Below are 25,567 nucleotides of genomic sequence, written 5' to 3'. Positions count from 1 at the left end.
ATGCGTAGCCTAGTCATCCTGCTGGCAACCGGTGCCCTTGCGGCCTGCAGCGTCCCCGGCCTGTCCGGACCCGAAGTCCCGCCGTCGCTGACGACGCTGGCTTCGAGCGCGCCCGAGGCCAACGAGAATTCGGTGGTCCGCAGCGAAGCGGTGAGCTTTGCCCTGCCGCTTTTGCCGCAGGCCTACAACACCAACCGTGTCGCCGCGATCGAGGGCGGCACCGCGATCGCCTATATCGAGGGTCTGATGCTGGTCGACCGGCCCGACCGTCTGTTCCAGCAGCTGGTCAGCGAAACCGTCTATCGCCGCACCGACCTGTTGGTCATCGACCCGCGCCAGGCCGCCGGCACCGACCGTCTCAATGTGACCGGCACGCTGTATCGGTTCGACTATGACGGCGATCGCGGCGAAGTCGTCGTCGGTTACGAGGCGATGTGGAGCGATGGCGAACAGGTCGCCACCCGCCGCTTCGAAGCGAGCGCCGGTGCTGCGCCGAGCGCGGCCAGCGTTTCGACCGCGCTCAATCGCGCCGCCAACGATGTTGCCGAAGAGGTCGCCGCCTGGATTTCGGGCAGCTAGCCCAGCGACTTCGACACTTGCTCGAACACGTCCTTGGACAGGCCGTCCGCCTGTTCAATCCGCTGTAGCGCGGCGCGCATCAGCTTGGCGCGCGCATCGGTATAACGTCGCCACCGCCCCAGCGGCGGGACCAGTCGCGCCGCCACCTGCGGATTGAGCTTGTCGGCCTCAATTACCATCCGTGCGAGCAGGTCGTAGCCTCGTCCCGAGGCGTGGTGGAAGACCCACTGGTTGGACGCAAAGTTGACCAGCAGCGCGCGCAGGCGATTGGGGTTCTTGAGCGTGAAATCGGGATGCTCGGCCAGTTTCTCGACCGCGTCCATCGTATCGTCGCGCTCGGCGCGCGCCTGCAGCCCGAACCATTTGTCGAGCACCAGGCCCTGGTCCTTGAAGCGGTTGTAGAAGTCCTCAAGCGCAGCCCCGCGCTCGGCGCCGTCCAGCGAGACGAGCACGGTCAGCGCACCCTGTCGCTCGGTCATATTGCGCGCCCCGTCATACTGCGCCTTGGCGAGCCGCGCGCCCTTGGCCGGGTCGCCCGAGGCGATGAGCCCGAGAAGCTGGTTGGACAAGGCACGCTGGCCCTTGGCCGCGACCGACAGATCGTCGCCAGCCGGGCGTTCGCGTCCGTACATCTGTTCCAGCTTCTCTGTCAGCCCCTTGCCGACCTCGTGGCCCAGCGCCTGGCGCGCTGCGTGCACCTTGTCCGGATCGATGGTGGCGAGCTTCTCGCCGATCATGGCTTCGGACGGGATCATGATCGCTTCGGCCTTGAAGGCATCGTCGAGCCGCTCGTCGGACAAAGTAGCATCGAAGGCCGCGATGACCTTGCTGGCATCCATTACCGTTTCGCCGCGAATGACCGGGAGTAGGGCGCGCAGGTTTAGTTCCTGCAGCGCTTCGTACCGCGCGAAAGCGTTACCGTCGACGCGCGCCAGCGCGGCAAGCTCCTCGTCATCGCGGTCGCTTTCGAGGATGATCGGGGCGGAAAAGTCGCGGTTGATCGAGAGGATCGGGTCGGCCTCGGCGATATCCTCGAACGTGACTGTTTGTTCGGCCTCGCCGAGCATCACGGTGCGCTCTTCGACCAGCTCGGCGCCGGACTGGCGCGACAGCAAGGCCATCTTGAGCGGGATGGCCATCGGCTGTTTGTCCTTTTGGCCCGGCGTGTCGGGAATGTCTTGCTGCAGCTTTAGCACCGCTCCCGACCCGCTGGCATCGACATGGGCACGCACGGTCGGCGTGCCAGCCTGGCTGTACCATAAGCGGAACTGCGCAAGGTCCTTGCCGCTCGCATCTTCCATCGCTTTGACGAAATCCTCGCAGGTCACGGCCTGACCGTCATGCCGCTCGAAATAAAGATCGGAGCCTTTGCGGAAATCTTTTTCGCCCAGGATTGTGCGCATCATGCGGATGAGCTCGGCGCCCTTATTGTAAACCGTTGCGGTGTAGAAGTTCGAAATCTCGATGTAGCTGTCGGGGCGAACTGGATGCGCGAGCGGACCCGAATCCTCCGGGAACTGGATGGCGCGCAGCAGGCGCACATCCTCGATCCGCTTCACGGCCTCACTATTGTGATCCTGGCTGAAGCATTGGTCGCGGAAGACCGTGAAGCCTTCTTTCAACGACAGCTGGAACCAGTCGCGGCAGGTGACGCGATTGCCCGACCAATTATGGAAATATTCGTGCGCGACGACGCCGGCAATGGCGTCGAAATCCTGGTCGGTCGCGGTCTCGCTGTCGGCCAGTACGTAGCGCGAATTGAAGATGTTGAGGCCCTTATTCTCCATCGCGCCGAAGTTGAAATCGTCGACCGCGACGATGTTGAAAAGGTCGAGGTCATATTCGCGGCCATAGACCTCCTCGTCCCACTTCATGCTGTCCTTGAGGGCCTGCAGCGCGTGGTGGGTGAGGGGAAGGTCCTTCTCGCGGACCCAGATGTTCAATTCGACCTCACGCCCGCTCATGGTCGTGAACGCGCCCGAATTGGCAGAAAGGTCGCCTGCCACCATCGCGAACAAATAGGAGGGCTTGGGGAAAGGGTCTTCCCAGCGCGCCCAGTGGCGTCCGTCCTCGCCGATGCCCTCGGAAACCTTGTTCCCGTTGGCGAGGAGGATGGGATAGGCCTTGGCGTCGGCATGCATCGTCACCGAATAGGTCGACAACACGTCGGGCCGGTCGGGGTGGAAGGTGATGCGCCGAAAGCCTTCGCTCTCGCACTGGGTGCAGAGCAGGCCGCCCGAGGCATAGAGGCCCATGAGCTGCGAATTGGCGCTGGGATCGAACTCGACCGTGGTCGCGATTTCATGCGCCTCGCCCGACAATTCGATCAGAAGGTTATCGCCTTCCAGCGTCCACTGCGCATCGGCGCCATCGACCTGCACGGTGAGCGGTTTCAATCCGTCGCCGGCCAGCACCAGCGGGCGGTCGTGCGACCCGTTCTTCTCGACGTTCAGCGTAGCACGGATGCGCGCCTTGTCTGCGGAAAGGTCGCAGTCGAGATCGACATGGCGCACCCACCATTTCGGCGGCTCGTAATCCTTGGCGTAGATCGTCACATGATCGGGCGTCGGCGGCGCTTCGGGGTTCATGCGGCTGTCGGTCATCTCGATTTCTTTCCTTTATCCGGCGTCCGGATTGGTGATGCGTTGCGGTTTCTGGCGCGACCAGAGCGCCAGCATGAGGCCAAGGAGCGCGAGGCTGGCGCCACCTATGGCCAGGGGTGTCCATTGAAAACCCTCGAACAGGGTCGAGAGTGCCATGGCGATGATGGGCACCATGGCCGAGGAATAGGCCGCCTTGCCCGGCCCGATCCGGCGTACCACCGGATAGTATAACGAAAAGCATATGACAGACGCGGCAAGCGCGAGCCACAGGAGACCCGCCCAATAGCCGAGGCGCCATTCGAAGACCGGTGGCCCGGACAGCGCGAAGGCGATCACGCCGTCCAAGACAGCGCCGATCGCCATCGCCCATGCAAGCAGTGCAAAAAGCGGGAAGCGCTTGGCGCGATCGGTGGCCTGATAGACGTTGGAGATCGCCGCAGCGACGAGCGCAAAGATGGTCCAGGCCACCCCGATCATCAGCGCGGTGAGCGTAAGGTCCGGCCGTTCGGCCAGTTCATGCCGGAAGAGCAAGGCGATCCCGGCGACTGCGATCAGCCCGGCACCGCTGAACCGCGCATTGGGCTTCTGCCCTAGCCACAGCCAGCCGAGGATGGCGTTGGGCAGCATCAATAGCGCGAACACCGTCGCGACCAGGCCAGAGGTGATATATTGCTCGGCGGCGTAGACGCCGTTGAAGTTGAAGCAGAATTGGGTGACGCCGACGACGCAGGCGGCGGCGAACATGCCGGGCTGGAGCTTGAGGCTCTCGCCCTTCCAGCGCGCGACCAGCGCCATGCCGGCAGCCGCGATGATGAAGCGATAGGTCACTGACCAGGGTGCCGGGACGACGCCCAACTGATCCTTGATGACGATCCAGGTAGATCCCCAGATCAGGGTGAAGATGATGAAGGGCAGGGCGACCTGCCGGAGGCCGTCTTGCGGGAGGCTCATAGGCGGCGGATGGCCTCGGCGAGCTTTTCGACCGCGCCCATGTCCTGGTCCCAGCTGGTGACGAGCCGCACTTCACCCGCAGCCCAGTCGTAGAAATCGAAGCCCTGCGCGCGAATGGCCGCGGCCTCGTCGGGGGTCATCTTCACGAACAGCTCGTTGGCCTCGACCGGATAAACGAGCCGCTCGCCGCAGGCTTCGGCCAGCACCGTCGCGGCTATATTGGCGGCGCGGGCATTGTCGAGCCACGTCTCGTTTTCCAGCATGGCGAGGATCTGCGCGGCGGCGAAGCGGCCCTTGGACTGGAGATGGCCGGCCCGCTTCTTCATGACCCGGATCGTGTCGGCGAGCGCGGTGTCGAACAGGACCAGCAGTTCCGCGCTCATCCCGCCATTCTTGATGAAGCCGAAGGAGAGCGCATCGACGCCGGCCTTCCAGGTGAGTTCGGCAGGGCTGCAACCGGTCGAGACGACGGCATTGGCGAAGCGCGCGCCGTCGACATGGAATTTGAGCTTGTGCCGCTTGGCCGCCTCGCCGAGCGCGGCCATCTCGTTACGGCCATAAGCGAGGCCATATTCGGTCGCGTTGGTCACCGACAGGCAGGCGGGCTGGACCTGGTGCACGTCCTTGCGGATCGCGGCCATGGCATCGTCGATCGCTTGAGACGCGACCTTGGCGCCCGGTCCATCGAGCAAGGTGAGCTTGGCACCGTGGGCATAGAAACCCGGGGCGCCGGCCTCGTCCTGTTCGATATGGGCGAAGCGGTGGCACAGTATGCTGCCCCAAGGCGGGCACATGGCGGAAAGCGCAAGTCCGTTGGCGGCGGTCCCGGTCGTGACCCAGATGCCGACGGCCTCGGTCTCGAACAGGTCCGAAATCGCCGCGTCGATCCGTGCCGACCATTGATCGCCGTCATAGGCGGTATCGAGCTGGTTGGCGTCCTGCAGCGCAGCCATCACGGCGGGGCAGGCGGGGGCGGCATTGTCCGAGAAAAAGCGCATGGCAATTCGCATGGCCTCTCGTCATGATGGCGTCAATCGCCGCGACTTTCGAGGCGCATAAAAATGGGGCCAGGCATCTGACCATGCCCGGCCCCGAGACTTTAGGGAACATCATGAAGAAAGCCGTCGCTTTCGAGGATCATCTTTACGCGGATATGGTTAACGATTCCTGTATCCCGGGCGGCATCTGATGCCCGCAATGTCGGTTCGTCGCATGGCGCGCTCGCTTGGCACCATTGCGGTGCTCGTGGCGATCCTCCTCCTAGTTGAACGGGCCGGCTTGTTTGGCTCGGTGACGCGCGATGGCGAGGCGATCGTCATCGACAAGATTTTCGTCAGCTGCGACCGACCTTCGTCAGGCGATGCGTGCGTCTCGGATGGCGACAGTTTCCGGCTGGAGGGCGAGCGTTACCGGATCAGCGGCATCGACGCGCCGGAGATCGGGGCGCCTGAATGTCCGGCGGAGCGGACCAAGGGTTTTGCCGCCCGCGACGAGTTGGAGCGATTGTTCAATGCCGGGCCGTTTCGTTTCATTCCCGATGCGCGGCGCGAGCGCGACCAATATGGCCGCTATCTCGGGCGGGTCGTGCGGGATGGGCGTGATCTGGGAGCGGCGATGATCGAGGCTGGCCATGCGCGGCGCTATCAGGGCCGCCAGGCGAGCTGGTGCTAGCCGACCAGGCGGGCGGCGGCAACGAGCGGCTCTTCGAGCTCGTTCGGCAGGATGACCGCAGGAGCCTTCTTGCCGAGGCGCTTGGCACCGCGCACCAGCGCATAGACGACACCGCCCATGGCGATGCCCGAAATGGTGGCGCGGATGGCTTCGTCGCTGCTTTTCATGGGTCCCTTTATAGCCGGCAAAAGTGAACAGAAGCTTGGCGGGAGATTGCGTTTCGATGACGCCGCGCCCAAGCTTCGCGCCATGAAACGCAAGACCTATGAAAAGCTCGTCCAACCCTTGAACCACGAGCTCGTCGCGATGGCGCATTGGGCCAAGGCGACGGGGCACCGTATCTGCGTCCTGTTCGAGGGGCGGGACACGGCGGGCAAGGGCGGGACGATCCGCGCGATCAGCCGCCATATCAATCCGCGCCAGTGCCGCGTCGTGGCGCTGGGCAAGCCGACCGAGACCGAGCGCTCGCAATGGTATTTCCAGCGCTACGTCCCGCATTTGCCGGCAGCGGGGGAGATCGTGCTGTTCGACCGCAGCTGGTACAATCGCGCCGGGGTCGAGAAGGTGATGGGGTTCGCCAGCGACGAGCAGGTCGAGCAGTTCCTCGAGCAGGTGCCGACCTTCGAGAAGATGCTGGTCGACGACGGCATGCTGCTCTTCAAATATTGGCTGTCGGCGAGCCAGGAGAAACAGGAAGAGCGCTTTGCCGAGCGACTGGAAGATCCGCTGAAGCGCTGGAAACTTTCGCCGATCGATATTGCGGCGCGGACCAAATATCAGGACTATTCAGCGGCGCGGGAGACAATGTTCGCGGCGACGCATAGCGATCATGCGCCGTGGACGGTGGTCGACTATAACGACCAGAAGCATGGCCGCCTGACGCTGATCCGCAACCTGCTCGACCGCCTGCCCGACACCCATGTCCCGCCCGAGGAGATTGACTGGCCCGAGCTTGGCCATGCGCCGCTGACCGAGGAATTTACGAGCCTCCAGCCGATCCCTGATTTCCCGACCGACTAATCCGCGGGCGGATAAGCGGGCGCAGCGCCGTGATCGACGCTGATGCTCTCGGTGAGTTTCAGCCCGTCGGCGGTCCATTGCCAGACATGGATGTAGCGCGCGCCGCCGGTCATGACCCAGCTGCCGTCGGCCTGCAGCTCATAGAATTGGTGATGGCCTTCCTCGAGCGCACCCCAGTCGCCGAGCGCCTGGACACGGCGCGAGCCGGGGGTGAGGAGGCGGCGGTTCATATAGCCGCTCTCGGCGCGGCCGGCGCAATTCTGCTCCATCCCAGCGACGAAGTCGGCGCGGCTGGCGACCGACAGGCCGGCAACATCGTGGACCATGCGGAAATCCTCGGTCAGGAGATCGCCGAGGGCGGCGGGGTCGCAGCCTTCGAACGCGGCCCAGAACAAGGCGCTGTCCGCTTCGGCGACGGCGGCGGTCAGATCATTGCCGGTCGGCATGGGATCGGGCGCGGGCTGTGCGGCCAGCAGGGCGGCAAGGATGGTCAGCATGTTTGTCTCCCCCAACATGAATAAGTTTATGAATTTAACGGTGGGGCGTGCCTGTTTCCGGCCCCCGCCGCGAGGGCGGTTCGATCAACGGGTGTGTTATACCACTCAAACGGCCTGTAGGACAGAAATTAACATAGGATAGTCGGGCAGCCGACATTGTGATATTGCGGTGCCTTCTTCGGGGGGAGACACATCATGCCTTATCGTCACGCGCACTGGTGGGTGCTGGCCTGTTTCGGCGTTATCCTGCTGGGCTTCTGGCCGAGCTATTGGTCGGTGGCGACGACATCGCCCTGGCCGTTCCACCTGCATGGCATCGTGGCGACGGTCTGGGTGCTGATGGTGGCGGCGCAGGTCTGGACCATCCACAAGAAGAAGCGCGGGCTGCACCGTGCGACGGGGCAGGCGAGCCTGTACCTGTTCCCGTTCCTGATCATGGGTCTTACCGCGATCGGTGCACGCAATGCGCAGGGGTATGCGACGGATCCGGGGCCGGTCTCGGCGATGTTCGGCGAGAGCTTCCTGCTTGGCCTGTGGATCGCGGTCGCGGCCTATGTCGTGCTGTTCTACCGCGCGATGAAATACCGGCGGAAGGTATGGGTGCATTCGGCCTATCTGCTGGGGACGCCGGTCATCCTGTTCGAAAGCCCGGCGGGGCGCGCGATGAACGGGTTCGTCCCGGGGCTGCAGATACGCGGGCCGGAAGATTTCGGCCATGTCCTCGACGGCATATTGGTGTCCGACGCGCTGATGGTGGCTTTGTGCCTCGTCCTGTGGTGGCGCGCGAAGAAGCATAGCAATGCGTGGGGCGTAGTCGCGGCCTTCGTCGCGGCGCAGATGGTGCTGATGTACGGTGCCTATCACTGGTGGAGCATCGAAAGCTGGGTGATGGCGGCCGCGACCATCCCGATGCCAGTGATGCTGGCGTTCGGCTTCATCCTCGGCGCGGCGACGAGCTGGCTCGGCTGGCAGGCGGGCAAGGGGTCGGCTAGCGTGCGTCCCGCAGGCGCGGTGCCTGCCGAATAGGGACAGGCGCAGATGGACGGATTTTTCTGGGTGATGCTGGCGGGCTTCATGGGGTTCGTCCTCGGCCGCAAGAGCATGGAGAATGAACTGCTCGGCAAGGCCGAAGGCCCGCCGCGCGAACCCGGCACCCTATCCGACCGCGCCCGCGTGGCGATGGAAGACGCGATCCGCCGCGGATCGACAATCGAAGCGATCAAGATCGTGCGCACCGATACGGGCGCGGGCCTCAAGGAGAGCAAGGCGTTCGTGGATGCCTTCGCGGCGAAACGGGCCGAAGGCAGGAAGGGTGATCCTATATCGTGAGGCAACGAGCGTAGCGAAGCGGACGCACAGCGTCCGTTAGCTACGTCGAAGAGATGCCGAACGGCGGACGGCCTGCCTGCCAAAGGCGGGACAGGACCGACGGGGCAAGCCGCCTTGCCCCGTCACCTTACGAGCTATCTGAGCCAGTCGTAGATGATTAGTGAGCCCACACCAGCTGTGATAGTGATTATCCACGACAGTAGGGAGGGCCAAGATTTTCTCCAGAGACCCTCTGATCTTGCGCCTAAGGCCGCTGAAAAATGGGGGATCCACTTTGAATGTGCTGCCGAAGCTGCAAGCAATAATCCTATAACGGAAACTGCGAACGCTGCTCGCTCCAGAAGCTCTAGCTCCGGGAGTACAATGACGGCAGCTACTAATATCAGCTGGTTAATATTAACCCGATGCTTCCCTACTGCGCTTGCGAGCTTATGTAGTCTGGGCCGAAGCTTTCCTGCCAATGCTTCGGCTTCGCCCAACACCCATGACTCATCAGTGCCGTTTGTCATCACGCGATTGAAAGACTGGCCAAGATCTATCGTCACCGCCTTAGAATGGCCCGTAGCCTTGGCGGTGTTCACCGAAAGCTTCAACCACCTCAGATCCTGATTGGACGAATCGCTTTTCAAAAAGTCGCTAACAAACTGCGCCCGCTCCGTCCCCTCGTGAATGTAGCTAACAACGGTTCGTGATTCTGGGAATCTGGTCTCAAGATGACCAACTATCCGTTCCAAGTCAGAACGGGTGATCCGAAGCGCCCCGAGATCGCGAGTTGCAGTGTATGTTTGCGTGGGCGAGGCGCCTTCTTCTCGGATTTCTACGCCCGAGTGCGGATAGAGACTGAGAGGTCCACCAGTTCCTGACGAAGAGGTCCATTCACCATGGAACGACCCGTCGGCCACCAATTTCGCCGTAGCCGTGACGACCCCAAATTCGATGTTCTCTGGAGCCTCTACGACTTCGCATTTGAGTTCGAGAGTGCCACCCGCATACGTGCCAACGGCCTTGAAAACAGCTATTCCGTATACTGTGTCGTTTAAGCGTAGCGTGCCCTCCAGCGCATCAGAAGCAACGCTATCGAACTTCAGGAAGAATCGCCCAGTATTCGTCCCAAAGATGTTGCCTGCCCAGTACCGACTGAAACGCTCAACAGTCATATTCCGGACCTACTCCGCCGCAAACATATCCGCTTCGTCGGCCTCGCCGGCATCCTCGTTCGCTACTTTCGCCTTCTGGCGGGCGTCGAAATTGTCCCAGACGTCGTTCCATTCGCCCTTCGTCGCGCCCTTCGAATATTCGGTCGCGCGGGTTTCGAAGAAGTTGGCATGCTCGACGCCGTTCAAGAGCGGGGCGAGCCAGGGGAGGGGATGTTCCTCGACCATGTAGATGGGCTTGAACCCCATCTGCCCGAGGCGCCAGTCGGCGATATAGCGGATGTAGCGCTTGATATCCTTGGCGGTCATGCCCTCGACCGGCCCCATTTCGAAGGCGAGGTCGATGAAATTGTCCTCGAGCCGCACCACCTTCTGGCAGCAGTCGATAATGTCGTCCTTGACCGACTTGGTGAGGCAATCGCGCTCGCGCACGAATTCGTGGAACATGCGGATGATGCCTTCGCAGTGCAGGCTCTCGTCGCGGACCGACCAGCTGACGATCTGGCCCATGCCCTTCATCTTGTTGAAGCGCGGGAAGTTCATCAGCATGGCGAACGAGGCGAAGAGCTGCAGCCCCTCGGTGAAGCCGCCGAACATGGCGAGCGTCTTGGCGATGTCCTCGTCATTGTCGACGCCGAACTCGTTCATATAGTCGTGCTTGTCGGCCATCTCCTTATATTGGAGGAAGGCCGAATATTCGCTCTCGGGCATGCCGATCGTGTCGAGCAGGTGCGAGTAAGCCGCGATGTGGATCGTCTCCATGTTGGAGAAGGCGGCCAGCATCATCTTGACCTCGGTCGGCTTGAACACGCGGCCATATTTTTCGTGGTAGCAATCCTGCACCTCGACATCGGCCTGCGTGAAGAAGCGGAAGATTTGGGTCAGCAGGTTGCGCTCATGCTCGGTGAGCTTCTGCGCCCAGTCGCGGCAATCCTCGCCCAGCGGCACCTCTTCGGGCATCCAGTGGACCTGCTGCTGCTTTTTCCAATAGTCGTACGCCCAGGGGTATTCGAACGGCTTGTAGGTCTTGCGGGCTTCGAGCAGCGACATGGCGGTTTCTTCCTTCCTTAGGCGGCAAAGATAGGCGCGGGCGCAGGCTTTTGCAGCGCGCGGCGCGACGAGTTGTGATTCGACTGCGCCTGATCGCGGAGCGGGCGGCGCTTTGCGTGCGTTGGTTTAGCGAATTGAGAATGTAGGAGTTTTTGAGAATGTTCGAACGTATGCAGATCAAGGAACATATGGAAGTCAGCGACTGTAACGGACAGCATGTCGGGACCGTCGACAAGATCGACGATGACGACATTGTCCTCACCAAGTCGGACTCCATGGACAACCAGCATCATCGCATTCCGATGAGCCAGGTCGACCGCGTCGACGACAATCGCGTCTATCTCGAACCGAGCGCGCGCATTCCGGAAGGCATCGGTCCGGTAGGCCGGTAACTGATCAACAGGGGCGCGGCGGGCGCGCGTGTAGTTCGCTCGCCGCCGTCCTGACCCGTCACAGGGTTTGCAAAATCGAGAGTGTCGCGGCGACGTTACCGCGGCGCTCTTTTTATGTGCGCGCGATCCGGCCATCCATCAGGCGCCAGGCGAGAAATGGAGGAAGATCGCGACGGCGATGAGGATCAGGCCGACGACCACTTCGCCCGCAAGGATGACGGGGAGGTGCTTCTTCGGGATGCCGGCGATGCGGGGAATGACCAGCAGCGCCGAAGCGATGAAGATGACCCCGAACATGATCAGCAAGATGGGCAGCATTTCCATGGTTCAAGCCTCCCTTACTGGCACGCCAAGCATTCGTCATAGTCGGTCGAGGGCAGCTCGTACTTGGCGGCCTCGGGCGTATTGTCCTTCTCGACGCCACCGGCGAACCCGGCGCGCTGGACCGACTTGGAGCGCAGGTAATAGAGCGACTTGATGCCGAGCTCCCAGGCGCGGAAGTGGAGCATCAACAGGTCCCACTTGTCGACATCGGCCGGGATGAAGAGGTTGAGGCTCTGCGCCTGGTCGATCATCGGCGCGCGGTCGCCCGCCAGTTCGAGCAGCCAGCGCTGGTCGATCTCGAAGCTGGTGCGGAAGGCCGCTTTCTCGTCCTCGCTGAGGAAGTCCAAGTGCTGGACCGAACCATCTTTCTCGAGGATCGAGTTCCAGATCGTGTCGGAGTTCTTCGACTTCTCCTCGAGCATCTGCTCGAGATACTTGTTCTTTACGATGAACGAGCCCGACAGCGTCTTGTGCGTATAGATGTTGGCCGGGATCGGCTCGATGCAGGCGCTGGTGCCGCCGCAGATGATCGAGATCGACGCGGTCGGCGCGATCGCCATCTTGCAGCTGAAGCGCTCCATCGCGCCCATGTCGGCAGCGTCAGGGCAGGGGCCGCGTTCCTTGGCGAGCATCATCGAGGCTTCGTCGACCTGCGCGCGGATATGCTTGAAGATCTTGTTGTTCCAGCTCTTGGCCATGGCGCCTTCGAAGGCGATCCCACGGGCCTGCAGGAAGCTGTGGAAGCCCATGACCCCGAGACCGACCGAACGCTCGCGCTCGGCGCTATATTTGGCGCGGGCCATCTCGTCGGGCGCGCGGGCGATATAGTCGGAGAGGACATTGTCGAGGAAGCGCATGACGTCCTCGACGAAGCGGTGGTTGCCGTTCCACTCGTCCCAGGTTTCGAGGTTGAGGCTCGACAGGCAGCAGACCGCGGTGCGGTCGGCGCCGAGATGGTCGCGGCCGGTCGGCAGGGTGATTTCCGAGCACAGGTTCGAGGTCGAGACCTTGAGGCCCAGATCGCGATGATGCTTGGGCATCGAATTGTTCACCGTGTCGGCGAAGACGATATAGGGCTCGCCAGTGGCCAGGCGGGTCTCGACAAGCTTCTGGAACAGGCTGCGCGCATTGACGCTGCCGCGCACCGAACCGTCGCGCGGCGACTTGAGTTCGAAATCGGTGCCGTCGCGAACCGCTTCCATGAACTCGTCGGTGATCAGCACACCATGGTGCAGGTTCAGCGCTTTGCGGTTGAAGTCGCCCGAGGGCTTACGGATTTCGAGGAACTCCTCGATCTCCGGATGGTGGATATCGATGTAGCAGGCGGCGCTGCCGCGACGCAGCGAGCCCTGGCTGATGGCGAGCGTGAGGCTATCCATCACGCGAACGAAGGGGATGATGCCGCTGGTCTTGCCGTTGAGGCCAACGGGTTCGCCAATGCCGCGCACGCTGCCCCAATAGGTGCCGATGCCGCCGCCCTTGGAGGCGAGCCAGACATTCTCGTTCCATGTGCCGACAATGCCGTCGAGGCTGTCGTCGACGCTGTTGAGATAGCAGCTGATCGGCAGGCCGCGACCGGTGCCGCCGTTCGAAAGAACCGGCGTGGCGGGCATGAACCAGAGGTTCGAGATCGCATCATAGAGACGCTGCGCATGCGCCTGGTCGTCGGCATAGGCCGCCGCGACGCGGGCGAAGAGATCCTGATAGGTTTCGCCCGGCAGGAGGTAGCGATCTTCGAGCGTCGCCTTGCCGAACTCGGTCAGCTTGGCATCGCGCGAAGCATCGGTCTCGATCTTGAATCGACGTTCGTGAACCTTCTTCGAATCCTGGACGACGACGTCGTCTGCAGTGACTTCGCTCGAGCTCGAAAGATCCATGATCATGCTCCCCTTTTTCCTACCGTCCTGGGACCGATCCGAATCGGTCCGATGTTCTTGTTCTGTTCAGGCCCCGCTTCTACCCCCAGAAGGACCTTATGGACAGGGAAAATCGAGTCATTTGAATCGCTTATCCCCAGCATCCCCGTTACGCACAGCCATCCTCATGCCGGAAATAGGGATTCCCGGCCCCAATCGCTATATCTTGCGGGGCGTGTGCTGCCGTAACACTAGGGATAGTGGTCGAAGGCCATTCGCAACACAAGAGTCTTTTTTGCAACTCAGGCAAAAATTAATGGTTGGTTACCGAATTTTTGACGCGCTTTCGGGCTTTTAGCGGGGCAAAAAAATCTGTGGAAAATTCGGTCCCGAAATGGAGCAGGATTCGGCCCCCTCTGTGCGCGCTCTAGATGCTGCATTGCAGCGTCGCAATTGTGGCATCGAAAGCACTATACTTATGCGTGCCGAGCGGCTTGGATATTGCCGCAAGGAATGCGCGGGAGGGAATAATGATGAGCATTGGACTTGCGGCATTGCTGCTGAGCTTCGGACAGGTGGGCTTGTCGGCGAAGGGCGCCGCTGATTCGCTAACCGCAACGCCAACTACCGACACCGAGACTGCAGCGCGCTCGGCCATTGCCGCCCAGGCCAGGGCCTTCTCCGCCGCTTATGTGGCCGGCGACCTCGATGCGCTGCTCGACATCTATACCGACGATGCCGTCGCTATCGCAGGCGCGCGCGATCCGATCATCGGGCGCGAGGCACTGGCGGCCTATTGGCAGCCTTCGGACCGGTTCGAGGTCGTGCGCCACGAGACGGTCACCCATGGTCTCGATATCGAGGGTGATATCGCGATCGACCATGGCATCTATCGCGGCGCCACGCGCGCTACAGGCAGTGAAGAGGTGCAGGCCTTTTCGGGACGTTATGTCATCGTCTGGAAGCGCGGCGAGGATGGCGTCTGGCGGATGAGCCACGACATGTGGGCCGCGCACGACGAGCCGCGCTAGCACAGCTCTACCTGCTTTGGTCCATGCTGGAACCCAAACCCGCATTGCCTAGTTATATTGCCAACGGACCGGGCCCCTCTGGCGGGCGCAGATGACAAGCGCTCGTGATGTCGGACCGTATCGGAAGAACCGATGCGAAAAACCGACTGGCCTATTCCCTCCCCCGCATTGAAGGCCGCGAAAACTCGCATCGGTTCTCCGATCAACATTTGAACGATGTTGTCTGAGGAGACTGAATATGACGGCCCGCATGTATCGCATGACGGAGATCCACCAGCGGATCGACGAGCGCCTGCGCGATGAACAGAAGCGCAAGCGTCCCGATGATCTCGAGATATCGCGCCTCAAAAAATTGAAGCTGCGCGCCAAGGACATCTTGCACCGCTTGACGCATCGCGGGCGCTGACGCGCCGGCGACATTCCGGGGCGGGCGGCCGATCCCTCTGGCCACCCGTCCCACCCTTCTGCCCCATCATGAAAAGATGACTTCGCGGACACGTCGCGGGGTCGGAACACGAAGAAACAGGGATTTCATATGGTAACCGCGATCGCCCCCGCCTTGCGCGACTTCCTGCAAAAGGAAAGTGCCGGCGGTATCCTGTTGATGGGTGCCGCCCTGCTGGCGGTGGTCGTCGCCAATTCCCCGCTCGCGCCGCTCTATCGCGACTGGCTAGCTCTTCCCGTCGTCGCGGGCATTGGCGGCGCGGTCATCGACAAGCCGCTCATCCTCTGGATCAACGATGGCCTGATGGCCGTCTTCTTTTTCCTCGTCGGCCTCGAGGTGAAACGCGAAATCCTGACCGGCCAATTGTCGAGCTGGCGCAAGGCATCGCTGCCGCTGATCATGGCGATTGGCGGGATGGCGCTGCCGGCGGCAATTTTCGCCGCGTTGAACTGGGGCGATCCTGAAACGCTGCGCGGCTGGGCAATCCCGGCTGCGACCGACATCGCCTTTGCATTGGGCGTGCTGGCCTTGCTCGGCAGCCGTGTGCCGGTGGCGTTGAAGGCGACACTACTGGCAGTGGCGGTGATCGACGATATCGGTGCGATCACGGTCATTGCGCTCTTCTATACCGAGAGCGTGGCCACCGACATGCTGATCGGCGGTGCCGTGACGCTGGCGGCGATGTTCGCGCTCAATCGCGCGCGGGTTGCCGATAGCTGGCCCTACGTCCTGCTGACCGTGATCCTGTGGGTCTTCGTCCTGAAGTCGGGCGTCCATGCCACTTTGGCCGGCGTCGCCGCAGCGATGATGATCCCCCTGAAGGCGCGCGGTCAGGAGCCGCTCATCCGTATGGAGCACGCCCTCCATTATTATGTCGCCTTCCTGATCATTCCGATTTTCGGCTTCGCCAATGCCGGGGTGGATTTCACCGGCGTGGCGCTGTCCGACATGCTCGCGCCGCTGCCGCTTGGCATCGCGCTCGGCCTCCTTATCGGCAAGCAGGTCGGTATCTTCGGATTGGGCTGGGTCGCCATCAAGAGCGGGATCACCAGCATGCCCGAAGGCATGAACTTCCGGCAGCTGCACGCGATGAGCCTGCTCGCCGCGATCGGTTTCACCATGAGCCTGTTCATCGGCAATCTGGCCTTCGCCGATCCGGCGCTGGTCAACCAGGTCAAGATCGGTGTCCTGTCGGGATCGCTCGTCGCCGCGCTGGCCGGATATTTCCTCCTCAAGTCAGCGCTGCCCAACGCGGCGCAGTCGGCCCCCAAGGAACTTGCCAATGCCTGAATTCCTGATTGCCGACTGGCTCGGCACACCCGTCTGGTTCTGGGCGGTGTTCCTGATCATCGTCGTCGCGCTGACCGCGTTCGATTTGGGCTTCCTCAACAAGGAAGACAAGGAACTGGGCATTGCCGAGAGCCTGAAGCTCAGCGCCTTCTATATCGGCTGCGCGATGCTGTTCGGCGTCTGGGTCTGGTTCGAGCGCGGCGCCCAGTCGGGCATGGAATATTATACCGGCTTCTTCATCGAGAAGGCGCTGTCGATCGACAACGTTTTCGTGATCAGCCTTATTTTCACCTACTTCTCGATCCCGCCCAAATACCAATATCGCGCCCTGCTCTGGGGCATCATGGCGGTGATCGTGCTGCGCGGCCTGATGATTGCCGGCGGCGCAGCGCTTCTGGCGGAAGCCTATTGGGTCCTCTACCTCTTTGCCGCCTTCCTAATTGTGACGGGCATCAAGATGTCCTTTGCGGGCGATGAGCCGATGGATGTCGGCAAGAACCCCGCGGTGCGCTGGATCTCCACCCACATGCGGGTGACGCCCGAACTGCACGGCCAGAAATTCCTGGTAAAGGTGAAGGACGAGAAGACGGGCAAGGTCGTCCGCGCGGCGACGCCGCTCCTGCTGGCGCTGGTCGTCATCAACATTGCCGATCTCGTCTTTGCGGTCGACAGCGTGCCGGCGATCTTTGCCATCACGACCGACACGTTCATCGTCTATACCTCGAACATCTTCGCGATCCTTGGCCTGCGCGCGCTCTATTTCGCGCTCGCGGCGATGATCCACCGTTTCCATTATCTCAAATATGCGCTGGCGGCCGTGCTGGTTTTCATCGGCTCGAAAATCTTCGTCGCCGACTTCGTTCTGGGCGGGGACAAGTTCCCGGCCTGGATCAGCCTGGCCGTCACTTTCGCGCTCATCACCGCAGGCATCCTCTACTCGCTCTGGAAAACGAGAGGCGAGGAGGAAGAGGAGTGGCCTGCCGAACCGAATGCCGGGGGGCAGAATTTCACGACCAATACTCAACAGGAGAATTTGACATGATGACCAAGCTTTTGGGTGCCGCCGCTGCGTGCGCCATGATTGCGACCCCGGCGCTGGCGCAGGAAAAGCCCGGCAAGGACTGGAATTTCGGCGACGGCGTGACCGATGAACGCTGGAGCCTGATCAGCACCGAATATGGCATGTGCGATGCCGGCCTGATGCAGTCGCCCATCGACCTTGCCACCGCCAAGGCGCGCGGCAATGTCGAGCTCGACGTGAATTTCGGCGATGCGCCGGGCACGGTCGCGCTGGGTGAGGAAAAGGTGCAGGTCGACTTCGCGCCTGGCTACGGCATGAATTCGGGCGGCAAGGACTTCAACCTGATCCAGGTGCATTTCCACACCCCGGCCGAACATGCCATCGACGGCGAGCGCCAGCCGCTGGTCGCGCATTTCGTCCATGCCACGGATGAAGGCGAGCTGGGCGTGCTGGGCGTGCTCTATGAAGTCGGCGATGGGAATGACGCGCTCGACACCCTCGTCGCTGCGGTCAACATGGGCGACGGTACTAGCGTGACGGTCGATACCGAAGGCATGCTGCCTGATGATCTCGACGTCTATCGCTACATGGGGTCGCTTACCACGCCGCCGTGCAGCGAGGGCGTGAACTGGCATGTCGTGGCCGAGCCGGTGGAAGCCAGCGCCGAGCAGATTGCGGCGATCCGCGCTGCGCTGGGCGGCGATACGGCGCGCTCGATCCAGCCGACCGGCAACCGCTTGGTGGTCGCTCCTGAATAAGGCGGACCATTAGCTTTGAAAAAGGAACGGGCCCGGCGTCAAAACCGGGCCCGTTCTTTATTGGGTCGAGGCCGAAGCCCCGAGCAGGCTTAGCTGCAATCGCCGGTGCGCGTCGCGGCGAATGCCTGCGCCAGCTGATAGTCGCCAGCGCCCGGGAAGTAGGTGCCGGTGCGAACCGTGCCCTCGATGCTGTCGGCAGTGAAGTCGCCCTCGACCTGGAGGTTGAGGTTGCCATTGCCTTCACGGGTGCAGGTCAGAGCCTGGGTGATGCGACCGCGGCGGGCGCGGTCGCTGTCGAGCTCGCACGTATCGCCGTCTTCCAGCAGGGCAGTGGCCGGCAGCTGGCCATCCTCGCCGATACAGATGTTGCGCTGGACGACATCGTCCATCGTCAGCGCTGTCGCCGGGTCGGTGCCGTCGGTGCTCGAGATCGACGTCGTCGTAAGCGTGAGTTCGTAGGCACCGGGCGTCAGCGATTCCGCGACCGCTTCTTCTTCAGCCGGCGCGGCTTCTTCGGTGCCGCCCCCGCAGGCGCCGAGCGCGAGCGCCAGCGCGCCCGTGATGATGAGTTGATGCTTCATGAGTTACCCCTCTCCTTGTGGTGTATCTGGTGTCTCAACTGGCGCGGGAAAGCAATCGCCCGCGCGATTGGCTTCGATACGCAGGGTCATGGCCTGCTCACCGAATGTGTCGTTGCGCATCTCCATGTCGACGGCATAGCGTTCCGGGCCATATTCGCCCGACAGATGCGTTTCCATGGCGAGCCCCTGGACCGAGCAGGTGAGGCGCGCGTCGATGCGGCCGCCCTCAAGCTCGAAGCTGCGATAGGTGCAGTCCTGGTCGTCGCCGGTAATGAAGCGAGCGTCCGAACGCTCGGCCTGCTCCGCGGCAAGGCAGGTGGCGCTGGCATCATTGCCCATCGCGCGGTTGCGAGCCTCGACCATGTTGGCGCTGAGGCCCGGGATCGAGACGAAGCTGATCCGCGTTTCCCAGCGCCCCGGGGCCAGGAATTCGCCGTCGGCGATGGCGCGGTCGATGCGGCTTTCCACTTCTTCTTCGGTGAGGATGCGGTCGGCCTCGTCCTGCGGCGCGCCGCAGCTCGCCAGCATGATGCCGCCTATGATGATGCTGTGCAGGCGAACGCGCCCGCATCCAAATCCCCGCTTCATGCGCGCAAGCTTAGGCAGACGGATAGCGAGCGCAAGCCTCCTAACGATGCTTGGCGCGCGTCGGTGCGTGAAAGTCAGGATCCTTGCCGGAAATCCATTCGAGGAATGGCGCGAGGCGAGCATCTTTACGCAGCGCGTCCGGGTCATTCCCGATCGCGGCCAGCTCCTTGTTGGTGAATTGAACGTGCAGGGTGCGGTGGCAGATGGGATGCACGCCCTGGGTCTCGCGCCCACCGCGCGACTTCGGGACTGGATGATGATATTCGACACGCGCCCCGAGCGGACGTTGGCAGAGCCAGCAGGTCTCGGCCTCGTCGCTCAACAGTCGCCGATGCGCCGGCCTTCCTGGATGGCCGATACGCGGATGTTGCGGCGGCCAAGCTCGGCACCGAGATCGGCAGTGCCTTCGAGCGCGATGATCGCCTTGTAATAGGTCGGGCTTTGTTCGACCGTGACGCGCAAAGCGGGCTCGAACTCGGCATCGGAACCGCGCAATTCGGAGCGTCCCGTGCCCGTGACGCGTGCCGCTGTCACGTCCCATGTATCGAGGGTGCACGACCCATTGGTGCGCCGCGAAATGTCGCGCCGCTGCCAGTCGGGCTCGGTGAACAGGGGCTCGCCGCATTTGGCCTCGCTGCCCTCCATCGCCTTGAATTCGGGCGGGAGCTGGTCACCGGTAATGCTCATGCCGCTGACCGTCAGCGTGCCGACGCGCGTCTCCATCTCCCACATCCCGCGCTCGGGAATATTGTCGGGATTGTCGGCAGCGCAGCCGGCCAGCGCGAGAAGGGCGATGGCGGCGAGGCTACGGCTAGCGGTCCTCATCCCACCTCGGTCCCGTCGCAGTCGCCAGTGCGGCGGCCTTCGACTTCGACGACCAGTTTGCCATCGCCTTCGGGGGTCGACATTTCCATCTCGTTGCGCGCCGAATAGCTGTTGCGGCCCTGCGTCCCCGACATGGTCATGCGCATCTCGGCGCCGCCGCTATTGCACACCGCAACGGCCTCGACCTGGCCGCCATTGCGCTCGAAGCTTTCGAACTCGCAATCGCCATTGGATTCCTTCCACACCTGGTCGGGATCCTGCTCGGCCTGTTCGGGCGTCATGCAATAGGCGAAGCTGTTATTCATGCCCATCGAATTGACCACCATGTCGCGCATATTTTCGGGCACGCCGGGGATTTGGGCTTCGATGATCTCCGTTTCGACTTCCCAGCGCCCCGCCTGGGGCTTGTCGCCTTCCGCCAGCACATCAAGCACGCTGTCGCTTTCGGCTTCTGCGGTCGCTGCGCTGTCGGTGTCGGCGCTGTCGCCGGCATCGCCGCTGCTGCCGCAAGCCATGAGCATGGCGCATCCTGCAGTCACAAGGATCATTCGTTTCATCGTCGCTTCTCCCCTGATTGTGCGGGCGAGACTAGCATAGATCGGGCCCCGCCTGCACTGGTGATCAGGGGGGCTGGAACAAAGCAGGCACACCGCCCATATAGTCGGGGCAATGTCCATCCAGATCCGCACCAGCCTCGACGAACCCGAAACGGGGGAAGCCTTTGTCCCGCACCGTCCGCCGCGCCCCGACAAGGCGGAGGGCGGCAGGAAGTTCGTGCTCAAATCGGACTATGAGCCTGCGGGCGACCAGCCGACGGCGATCAAGGAGATTGTCGAGGGCATCAAGGATGAGGGCGAGGACAGCCAGGTGCTGCTGGGCGTCACCGGGTCGGGCAAGACCTTCACGATGGCCAAGGTGATCGAGACGCTGCAGCGCCCCTCGCTCATCCTCGCGCCCAACAAGATTCTGGCGGCGCAGCTTTATGGGGAGTTCAAGGCCTTCTTCCCCGACAATGCGGTCGAATATTTCGTTTCCTATTACGATTATTATCAGCCCGAGGCCTATGTGCCGCGCTCGGACACGTACATCGAGAAGGAAAGCTCGGTGAACGAGGCGATCGACCGGATGCGCCACTCGGCGACGCGCGCGCTTCTGGAGCGGGACGATGTGATCATCGTCGCCTCGGTGTCGTGCCTCTACGGCATCGGGTCGGTAGAGACCTATTCGGCGATGACCTTTGCGCTGAAGCGGGACCAGAGCGTCGACCAGCGCGAGATCATCCGCAAGCTCGTCGCGCTCCAGTACAAGCGCAACGACACCAATTTCGCGCGCGGCTCCTTCCGGGTGCGCGGGGACAATCTGGAAATCTTCCCGTCGCACTATGAGGATATGGCGTGGCGCATCAGCTTCTTCGGCGACGAGATCGAGGAGATTGTCGAGTTCGACCCGCTGACCGGCAAGCCGGGCGGCAAATTGGACAGCGTCAAGATTTACGCAAACTCGCACTATGTGACGCCGGGGCCGACGCTCCAGCAGGCGCGCCATGCCATCAAGCATGAGCTGGACGAGCGGCTGAAGGAACTGACAGCCGAGGGCAAGCTCTTGGAAGCGCAGCGGCTGGAGCAGCGGACCAATTTCGATCTCGAGATGATCGCGGCGACAGGATCGTGCGCGGGCATCGAGAATTACTCGCGCTTCCTGACCGGCCGCCTGCCGGGCGAACCGCCGCCGACCCTGTTCGAATATCTGCCCGACAATGCGCTTCTGTTCGTTGACGAAAGCCACCAGACGGTGCCGCAGATCGGCGCGATGGCGCGGGGCGATCATCGCCGCAAGATCACCCTCGCCGAATATGGCTTCCGCCTTCCGAGCTGCATCGACAACCGGCCGCTGCGTTTCAACGAATGGGACGTAATGCGTCCGCAATCGGTGTTCGTGTCGGCGACGCCGGGGCCGTGGGAGCTGGAGGAAACGGGCGGCGTCTTCTCCGAACAGGTCATCCGCCCAACCGGCCTCATCGACCCGCCGGTCGAGATCAAGCCGGTCGAGGACCAGGTCGACGACCTCGTCCACGAGGCGCGCGAGACTGCGAAGAAGGGCTATCGGACCTTGGTCACGACGCTCACCAAGCGGATGGCCGAGGACCTTACCGAATATATGCATGAGCAGGGATTGAAGGTGCGCTACATGCACTCGGACGTCGAGACGCTTGAGCGTATCGAGCTGATCCGCGATTTGCGGGTCGGGGTCTATGACGTGCTCGTCGGCATCAACCTGCTGCGCGAGGGGCTCGACATTCCCGAATGCGGGCTGGTCGCGATCCTCGATGCTGACAAGGAAGGCTTCCTGCGCAGCGAGACCTCGCTCATCCAGACGATCGGGCGTGCGGCGCGTAACGTGGATGGCAAGGTCATCCTCTATGCCGACCGCGTGACCGGCTCGATGGAGCGCGCGCTCAACGAAACCAGCCGCCGCCGCGAGAAGCAAATCGCCTACAACCAGGAACATGGCATCACGCCGGAATCGACACGCCGCGAAATTGCCGACCTGTTGAAGGACGTGAAGGAAGCGACCGCGGGCGGCGCGGACAAGCCCGCCAAGGAGGCGCCGCCGCTCGCCGGCTCCAACCTGCGCGCGCATATCGAGGGCCTCGAGGAGAAGATGCGCAAGGCGGCTGCCGATCTCGAGTTCGAGGAGGCCGCGCGCATTCGCGACGAGATCCGCAAGCTGGAAGAGGACGAGCTCGGCATTCCCGAAGCCGACCGCGCTGCGCCCCGCGTCGGCTATTCCAATGCGGGCCGCCCCGGCACGCGCAAGGATCGCTTCGGCAAGACCCGCTACAAGAAGATGGGCGGGCGGCCCTAGGTCCGCATGGCGAGCCAGCCTTGTCGCGGGTAGACAGTCGCCATGTTCTGGAGCCTCGCCATGATCCTTGCCGCCGCGCAGCCTGAAAATTGCTGGACGATCGCCGACTTTTCCGATCCCGAAGAGGCGCGGCGCTGGCAGGTCGTCAATGACGGCGTGATGGGCGGTCGCTCGGTGGGCGAGGCGGCAATTCGCGATGGCGCGCTCTATTTTGCCGGCACGATCAATACCAATGGGGGCGGCTTTTCGTCCCTGCGGCGCAGCCTCGATCCCGGTGCGCTGGATGGGGCAGGCCGCATTCGCGTGACAATGCAGGGCGACGGGCGCGACTATCAATTGTCAATGCGCTCCGACGTCGCATGGCGCGGCCGCCCGGTTGCCTATCGCGGCAGTCTCGACCCGCTGGGCGTGGAGACGGGCTGGCAGGTGGCGAGCGTGAAGCTGAGCGACAATCTCGACACCAGCATTTTCGGGCGCACGGTGCGCGCGCCGACCTTCGAGCCTGCCGCCGCACGCGAGATCGGCATCATCCTCGCCGACGGGCAGGATGGCGATTTCGCGGTACGGATCAAACGCATCGAGGCCTGCAAGTAATGTCCGGGCCGACAGGCCTAGTCATAGATGGAATTGCGGCCTAGCCTCTCAGCATGTTCAATCATCGCGGGGGACGCGAGACATGGTATTCCGGATGGCCGCAGCGGCCGCAGCCTTGGCATTGTTGCCAGCCTCGGCGCAGGCGCAGCAAAACGAGATCGACCTTGAAAATGTCATCACGTCGTTCGACCGCGCGTTCATCGAGCGGCTGACCGCTTTCTATAACGGAACGATCGTCCGCGAAGATGGCGAGCACGAATATCAGATCTACTTCAACGGCGATCCGACCAGCATCTACTACCGGCTCTATGGCTGCGATGAGGGGCGCGAAACGACGGGGTGTATCGGCATGCACCTGCAGATCCAGGACACGTTGGTGCCGGGTGCCGATGCCGGCGAATTCATCGAAAGCATCAACGAATGGAATTACGATGCCCGCGTGGGCGCGATTTCGTTGAACGATCGCGATATCCGCTATTCGACCTATTTCGTCGCCGATTACGGCATCAGCGAAGGCAGCATCGTCGTCGAGATGCAGGCCTTCATGTCCAACTGGAACTCGATCCTCAATCCGGAATAGGACCATGAACAAATTCATTCCGAGCCTGTGCCTGCTCGCAGGCCTCGCGGCCTGCGCGCCGGGCGCGCTGACGGCCGACGAACGCGCCGCAATTGCCGGCGAGGTCGAGGCGCGCTTCGAGAGCCTCGTGGCCGCGGCGGAACGGGGCGACACCAACGCCTATTTCGCGCATTTCGACGGCGGGACCTTCACCGCGCTCAATGCCAGCGGGACGGTGAATACCGATTTCGACCTGTTCCGCGTCGACTATCTCGAAGCCTCGGGCGCGATCGAGGGCTATGACGCGCTCGATTTTCCCAAGGTCGAAGTGCGTGTGCTCGACCGCGACACCGCAGTGCTGGTCAACGAATATCAGGGCCGCGTGCGACTGGGCGACGGCAATGTCGTCGCCATCGCCGGTGGCGGGCAGCAGGTGTGGCAGAAGACCGACGGCGAGTGGCTGATGGTCTCGGTCGGGAGCAGCGTCGCCGATGCCTTGCCGATCGTGGAGGAAGAACCTCAAGTCGACGAAGAGCCGACCGGGCTTCCTTAGTCGCAGCCGGCCTCGACGGCGTCCCAATTCTCGCAGTCGATCCGCTTCATGACGATTGTCGACGGTTCGGGCCATGCGCCGTCGGCGTAGATGCTCGTGGTGGCGACCCAGCGTCCTTCCTCATCGAAGCGACCGGTCCCATAAATGTCGAGAATGCTGCCCTCGGCGGTGCGGTGGCGGATATTCTCGAACAGCAAGGTACCATCCTCGGCGAGCATGATATCGCCATCGGAGAAAGCGCCGAGCGAGGTGTAATAATGGAAGCGTGCGATGCCGGCTTCGGGATCGCGGAAATAGACGGTTTCGCCGCGATAGTCGCTGGCCGCGCCGCGAACGATGTGACGCGAGCGCAAATGGCTGCCGGGCATCGTCTCGACACACATGATGTCATAGGCCGCACCGCCCGAAAACTGGCCACGCCAGCAGCTGCCTACGAGCGGCGCCATCGCCTTGAGGGCGTCGACTTCGGGAGTCGGTTCAACGGCCGCAGCGAGCTGCTCGAAGGTCCAGCGATTTGCGCGGACGAAAAAGCCAAGCATGGTGCGATAATCGGGATCGTCGCGATAGCCGGTGCCCCAACTGACGATGCGCGTGCGCCCGGGGCCCAAGGCGTCGAAGGTGATGACGTTGTAGAAGCTGTCGGCTTCGGCGCGAATGGCGTCGGTGAGCCAGTCCGCCTCGACCTCCGACAGGTCGGCCTGCAGGGTAAGGATGCGTTTGGGCGCGAAGTTGACGATCCTGAGCTCGGTCGTTCCCGGATCGCCGATCGCCGCTGCGGGATCGTAATTGGTGCGAATGGCACCGCCGGGACGCAGGTCCACCTCGGCGACGGGGGCCATCCAGGTCGCAGCCCCCTCGCCAGTCGTGAACATCGACCATGCGGTATCGAGATCGGTGTCGAGCACGACTTCCTGGCGCAGCGTCAGCTGGTCACCCGGGCCTTCGATGATCTCGTCCGCCGCTTGCGGGGCGGGCTGGATCGCAAATGCAGGCGTTGCGACGAGCAGGGCGGCGGCGAGAAGAAGGCGCAT

General features: G+C 62.6%; 31 protein-coding genes. 16 read left to right on the top strand and 15 right to left on the bottom strand.

Going from position 1 to position 25,567, the window contains the following annotated elements:
* On the top strand, window positions 1–579 hold the full coding sequence (locus NDO55_RS08110; protein WP_252114151.1) for an ABC-type transport auxiliary lipoprotein family protein: 579 nt from the start codon (window positions 1–3) through the stop codon (window positions 577–579).
* Here NDO55_RS08110 and pepN read toward each other — a convergent pair.
* From pepN to NDO55_RS08095, 3 genes are read right to left on the bottom strand one after another with little or no spacing between them, the layout of a single operon-like run.
* Window positions 576–3,182: an aminopeptidase N gene (gene pepN / locus NDO55_RS08105; protein ID WP_252114149.1), complete on the bottom strand. Its 2,607-nt coding sequence runs from the start codon at window positions 3,180–3,182 to the stop codon at window positions 576–578. The two genes, NDO55_RS08110 and pepN, sit on opposite strands and share 4 nt — an antisense overlap.
* A gap of 15 nt (window positions 3,183–3,197) precedes the next feature.
* Window positions 3,198–4,133: a DMT family transporter gene (locus NDO55_RS08100; RefSeq protein ID WP_252114147.1), complete on the bottom strand. Its 936-nt coding sequence runs from the start codon at window positions 4,131–4,133 to the stop codon at window positions 3,198–3,200.
* Complete coding sequence (locus NDO55_RS08095) at window positions 4,130–5,131, bottom strand: threonine aldolase family protein (protein WP_252114145.1); 1,002 nt, start codon at window positions 5,129–5,131, stop codon at window positions 4,130–4,132. Before NDO55_RS08095 ends, NDO55_RS08100 begins: the two co-directional genes overlap by 4 nt.
* Before the next feature lie 23 nt (window positions 5,132–5,154).
* Between NDO55_RS08095 and NDO55_RS08090 the strand changes: the two genes are divergently transcribed.
* Both NDO55_RS08090 and NDO55_RS08085 read left to right on the top strand, forming a co-directional pair.
* Window positions 5,155–5,322 (top strand): hypothetical protein, encoded by a 168-nt coding sequence (locus tag NDO55_RS08090; protein ID WP_252114143.1) that lies wholly within the window; start codon window positions 5,155–5,157, stop codon window positions 5,320–5,322.
* Entirely contained in the window at window positions 5,322–5,804 is a 483-nt protein-coding gene (locus NDO55_RS08085; protein WP_252114141.1) for a thermonuclease family protein, read from the top strand. The genes NDO55_RS08090 and NDO55_RS08085 overlap by 1 nt, the downstream gene beginning before the upstream one ends.
* Here NDO55_RS08085 and NDO55_RS08080 read toward each other — a convergent pair.
* Window positions 5,801–5,971, bottom strand: a complete 171-nt coding sequence (locus NDO55_RS08080) for a hypothetical protein (protein ID WP_252114139.1) — start codon at window positions 5,969–5,971, stop codon at window positions 5,801–5,803. The two genes, NDO55_RS08085 and NDO55_RS08080, sit on opposite strands and share 4 nt — an antisense overlap.
* Window positions 5,972–6,053: 82 nt before the next feature.
* Between NDO55_RS08080 and ppk2 the strand changes: the two genes are divergently transcribed.
* The gene (gene ppk2, locus NDO55_RS08075) at window positions 6,054–6,824 is read left to right on the top strand and encodes a polyphosphate kinase 2 (RefSeq protein WP_252114137.1); all 771 of its coding nucleotides are present in this window, start codon (window positions 6,054–6,056) and stop codon (window positions 6,822–6,824) included.
* Here ppk2 and NDO55_RS08070 read toward each other — a convergent pair.
* Entirely contained in the window at window positions 6,821–7,321 is a 501-nt protein-coding gene (locus tag NDO55_RS08070; protein ID WP_252114135.1) for a nuclear transport factor 2 family protein, read from the bottom strand. The two genes, ppk2 and NDO55_RS08070, sit on opposite strands and share 4 nt — an antisense overlap.
* 195 nt (window positions 7,322–7,516) lie before the next feature.
* Here NDO55_RS08070 and NDO55_RS08065 point away from each other — a divergent pair, with 195 nt between their 5' ends.
* Window positions 7,517–8,347, top strand: a complete 831-nt coding sequence (locus NDO55_RS08065) for a hypothetical protein (protein WP_252114133.1) — start codon at window positions 7,517–7,519, stop codon at window positions 8,345–8,347.
* Window positions 8,348–8,359: 12 nt separating this feature from the next.
* Window positions 8,360–8,650, top strand: a complete 291-nt coding sequence (locus NDO55_RS08060) for a hypothetical protein (protein WP_252114131.1) — start codon at window positions 8,360–8,362, stop codon at window positions 8,648–8,650.
* A gap of 134 nt (window positions 8,651–8,784) precedes the next feature.
* On the opposite strand, the gene NDO55_RS08055 is transcribed toward NDO55_RS08060, so the two are convergent.
* Together NDO55_RS08055 and NDO55_RS08050 are read right to left on the bottom strand one after the other, a co-directional pair.
* Entirely contained in the window at window positions 8,785–9,807 is a 1,023-nt protein-coding gene (locus NDO55_RS08055; RefSeq protein ID WP_252114129.1) for a hypothetical protein, read from the bottom strand.
* A gap of 9 nt (window positions 9,808–9,816) precedes the next feature.
* Window positions 9,817–10,854 (bottom strand): ribonucleotide-diphosphate reductase subunit beta, encoded by a 1,038-nt coding sequence (locus tag NDO55_RS08050; RefSeq protein ID WP_252114127.1) that lies wholly within the window; start codon window positions 10,852–10,854, stop codon window positions 9,817–9,819.
* Window positions 10,855–11,012: 158 nt separating this feature from the next.
* Here NDO55_RS08050 and NDO55_RS08045 point away from each other — a divergent pair, with 158 nt between their 5' ends.
* Window positions 11,013–11,246, top strand: a complete 234-nt coding sequence (locus NDO55_RS08045) for a DUF2171 domain-containing protein (RefSeq protein WP_252114125.1) — start codon at window positions 11,013–11,015, stop codon at window positions 11,244–11,246.
* Between the two features lie 138 nt (window positions 11,247–11,384).
* On the opposite strand, the gene NDO55_RS08040 is transcribed toward NDO55_RS08045, so the two are convergent.
* Together NDO55_RS08040 and NDO55_RS08035 are read right to left on the bottom strand one after the other, a co-directional pair.
* Window positions 11,385–11,570 carry a hypothetical protein gene (locus NDO55_RS08040; protein WP_252114123.1) on the bottom strand — a complete coding sequence of 62 codons (186 nt, stop codon included), beginning with the start codon at window positions 11,568–11,570 and terminating at the stop codon, window positions 11,385–11,387.
* 14 nt (window positions 11,571–11,584) lie between these two features.
* Entirely contained in the window at window positions 11,585–13,447 is a 1,863-nt protein-coding gene (locus tag NDO55_RS08035; RefSeq protein WP_252114121.1) for a ribonucleoside-diphosphate reductase subunit alpha, read from the bottom strand.
* A gap of 509 nt (window positions 13,448–13,956) precedes the next feature.
* Between NDO55_RS08035 and NDO55_RS08030 the strand changes: the two genes are divergently transcribed.
* The 5 genes from NDO55_RS08030 to NDO55_RS08010 all read left to right on the top strand — a co-directional run bounded on the left by NDO55_RS08030 (window position 13,957) and on the right by NDO55_RS08010 (window position 17,971).
* Complete coding sequence (locus NDO55_RS08030; protein ID WP_252114118.1) at window positions 13,957–14,457, top strand: YybH family protein; 501 nt, start codon at window positions 13,957–13,959, stop codon at window positions 14,455–14,457.
* 238 nt (window positions 14,458–14,695) lie between these two features.
* A complete protein-coding gene (locus tag NDO55_RS08025) occupies window positions 14,696–14,863 on the top strand; it encodes a DUF465 domain-containing protein (protein ID WP_252114116.1) in 168 nt (55 codons plus the stop codon).
* A 129-nt stretch (window positions 14,864–14,992) separates the two neighbouring features.
* Window positions 14,993–16,192, top strand: a complete 1,200-nt coding sequence (nhaA, locus tag NDO55_RS08020) for a Na+/H+ antiporter NhaA (protein WP_252114113.1) — start codon at window positions 14,993–14,995, stop codon at window positions 16,190–16,192.
* Window positions 16,185–17,234, top strand: a complete 1,050-nt coding sequence (locus tag NDO55_RS08015) for a TerC family protein (RefSeq protein ID WP_252114111.1) — start codon at window positions 16,185–16,187, stop codon at window positions 17,232–17,234. Before nhaA ends, NDO55_RS08015 begins: the two co-directional genes overlap by 8 nt.
* A complete protein-coding gene (locus tag NDO55_RS08010) occupies window positions 17,231–17,971 on the top strand; it encodes a carbonic anhydrase (protein WP_252114109.1) in 741 nt (246 codons plus the stop codon). Before NDO55_RS08015 ends, NDO55_RS08010 begins: the two co-directional genes overlap by 4 nt.
* A gap of 89 nt (window positions 17,972–18,060) precedes the next feature.
* On the opposite strand, the gene NDO55_RS08005 is transcribed toward NDO55_RS08010, so the two are convergent.
* From NDO55_RS08005 to NDO55_RS07985, 5 genes are read right to left on the bottom strand one after another with little or no spacing between them, the layout of a single operon-like run.
* A complete protein-coding gene (locus NDO55_RS08005; protein WP_252114107.1) occupies window positions 18,061–18,552 on the bottom strand; it encodes a DUF3617 domain-containing protein in 492 nt (163 codons plus the stop codon).
* A 3-nt stretch (window positions 18,553–18,555) separates the two neighbouring features.
* Window positions 18,556–19,140 (bottom strand): DUF3617 domain-containing protein, encoded by a 585-nt coding sequence (locus NDO55_RS08000; RefSeq protein WP_252114105.1) that lies wholly within the window; start codon window positions 19,138–19,140, stop codon window positions 18,556–18,558.
* A gap of 40 nt (window positions 19,141–19,180) precedes the next feature.
* Complete coding sequence (locus NDO55_RS07995) at window positions 19,181–19,462, bottom strand: HNH endonuclease (protein WP_252114103.1); 282 nt, start codon at window positions 19,460–19,462, stop codon at window positions 19,181–19,183.
* Window positions 19,459–19,965, bottom strand: coding sequence for a hypothetical protein (locus tag NDO55_RS07990; protein ID WP_252114101.1), 507 nt, complete (start codon window positions 19,963–19,965; stop codon window positions 19,459–19,461). Before NDO55_RS07990 ends, NDO55_RS07995 begins: the two co-directional genes overlap by 4 nt.
* Entirely contained in the window at window positions 19,962–20,522 is a 561-nt protein-coding gene (locus NDO55_RS07985; RefSeq protein ID WP_252114099.1) for a DUF3617 domain-containing protein, read from the bottom strand. Before NDO55_RS07985 ends, NDO55_RS07990 begins: the two co-directional genes overlap by 4 nt.
* A gap of 112 nt (window positions 20,523–20,634) precedes the next feature.
* On the opposite strand from NDO55_RS07985, the gene uvrB reads away from it, so the two are divergent.
* From uvrB to NDO55_RS07965, 4 genes are all read left to right on the top strand, one after another.
* Window positions 20,635–22,830 carry an excinuclease ABC subunit UvrB gene (gene uvrB, locus NDO55_RS07980; protein WP_252114097.1) on the top strand — a complete coding sequence of 732 codons (2,196 nt, stop codon included), beginning with the start codon at window positions 20,635–20,637 and terminating at the stop codon, window positions 22,828–22,830.
* 42 nt (window positions 22,831–22,872) lie between these two features.
* On the top strand, window positions 22,873–23,424 hold the full coding sequence (locus NDO55_RS07975; protein WP_252114095.1) for a CIA30 family protein: 552 nt from the start codon (window positions 22,873–22,875) through the stop codon (window positions 23,422–23,424).
* 82 nt (window positions 23,425–23,506) lie between these two features.
* The gene (locus NDO55_RS07970; RefSeq protein WP_252114093.1) at window positions 23,507–24,004 is read left to right on the top strand and encodes a hypothetical protein; all 498 of its coding nucleotides are present in this window, start codon (window positions 23,507–23,509) and stop codon (window positions 24,002–24,004) included.
* Window positions 24,005–24,008: 4 nt separating this feature from the next.
* A complete protein-coding gene (locus NDO55_RS07965; RefSeq protein ID WP_252114092.1) occupies window positions 24,009–24,536 on the top strand; it encodes a YybH family protein in 528 nt (175 codons plus the stop codon).
* On the opposite strand, the gene NDO55_RS07960 is transcribed toward NDO55_RS07965, so the two are convergent.
* Entirely contained in the window at window positions 24,533–25,567 is a 1,035-nt protein-coding gene (locus NDO55_RS07960; RefSeq protein WP_252114090.1) for an SRPBCC domain-containing protein, read from the bottom strand. The two genes, NDO55_RS07965 and NDO55_RS07960, sit on opposite strands and share 4 nt — an antisense overlap.

The sequence above is a fragment of the Sphingomicrobium sediminis genome (assembly GCF_023805295.1).
Taxonomy (GTDB): Bacteria; Pseudomonadota; Alphaproteobacteria; order Sphingomonadales; family Sphingomonadaceae; genus Sphingomicrobium; species Sphingomicrobium sediminis.
Note: the sequence above shows the minus strand (reverse complement) of the source record. Positions and strands in the feature narration are given on the sequence as shown.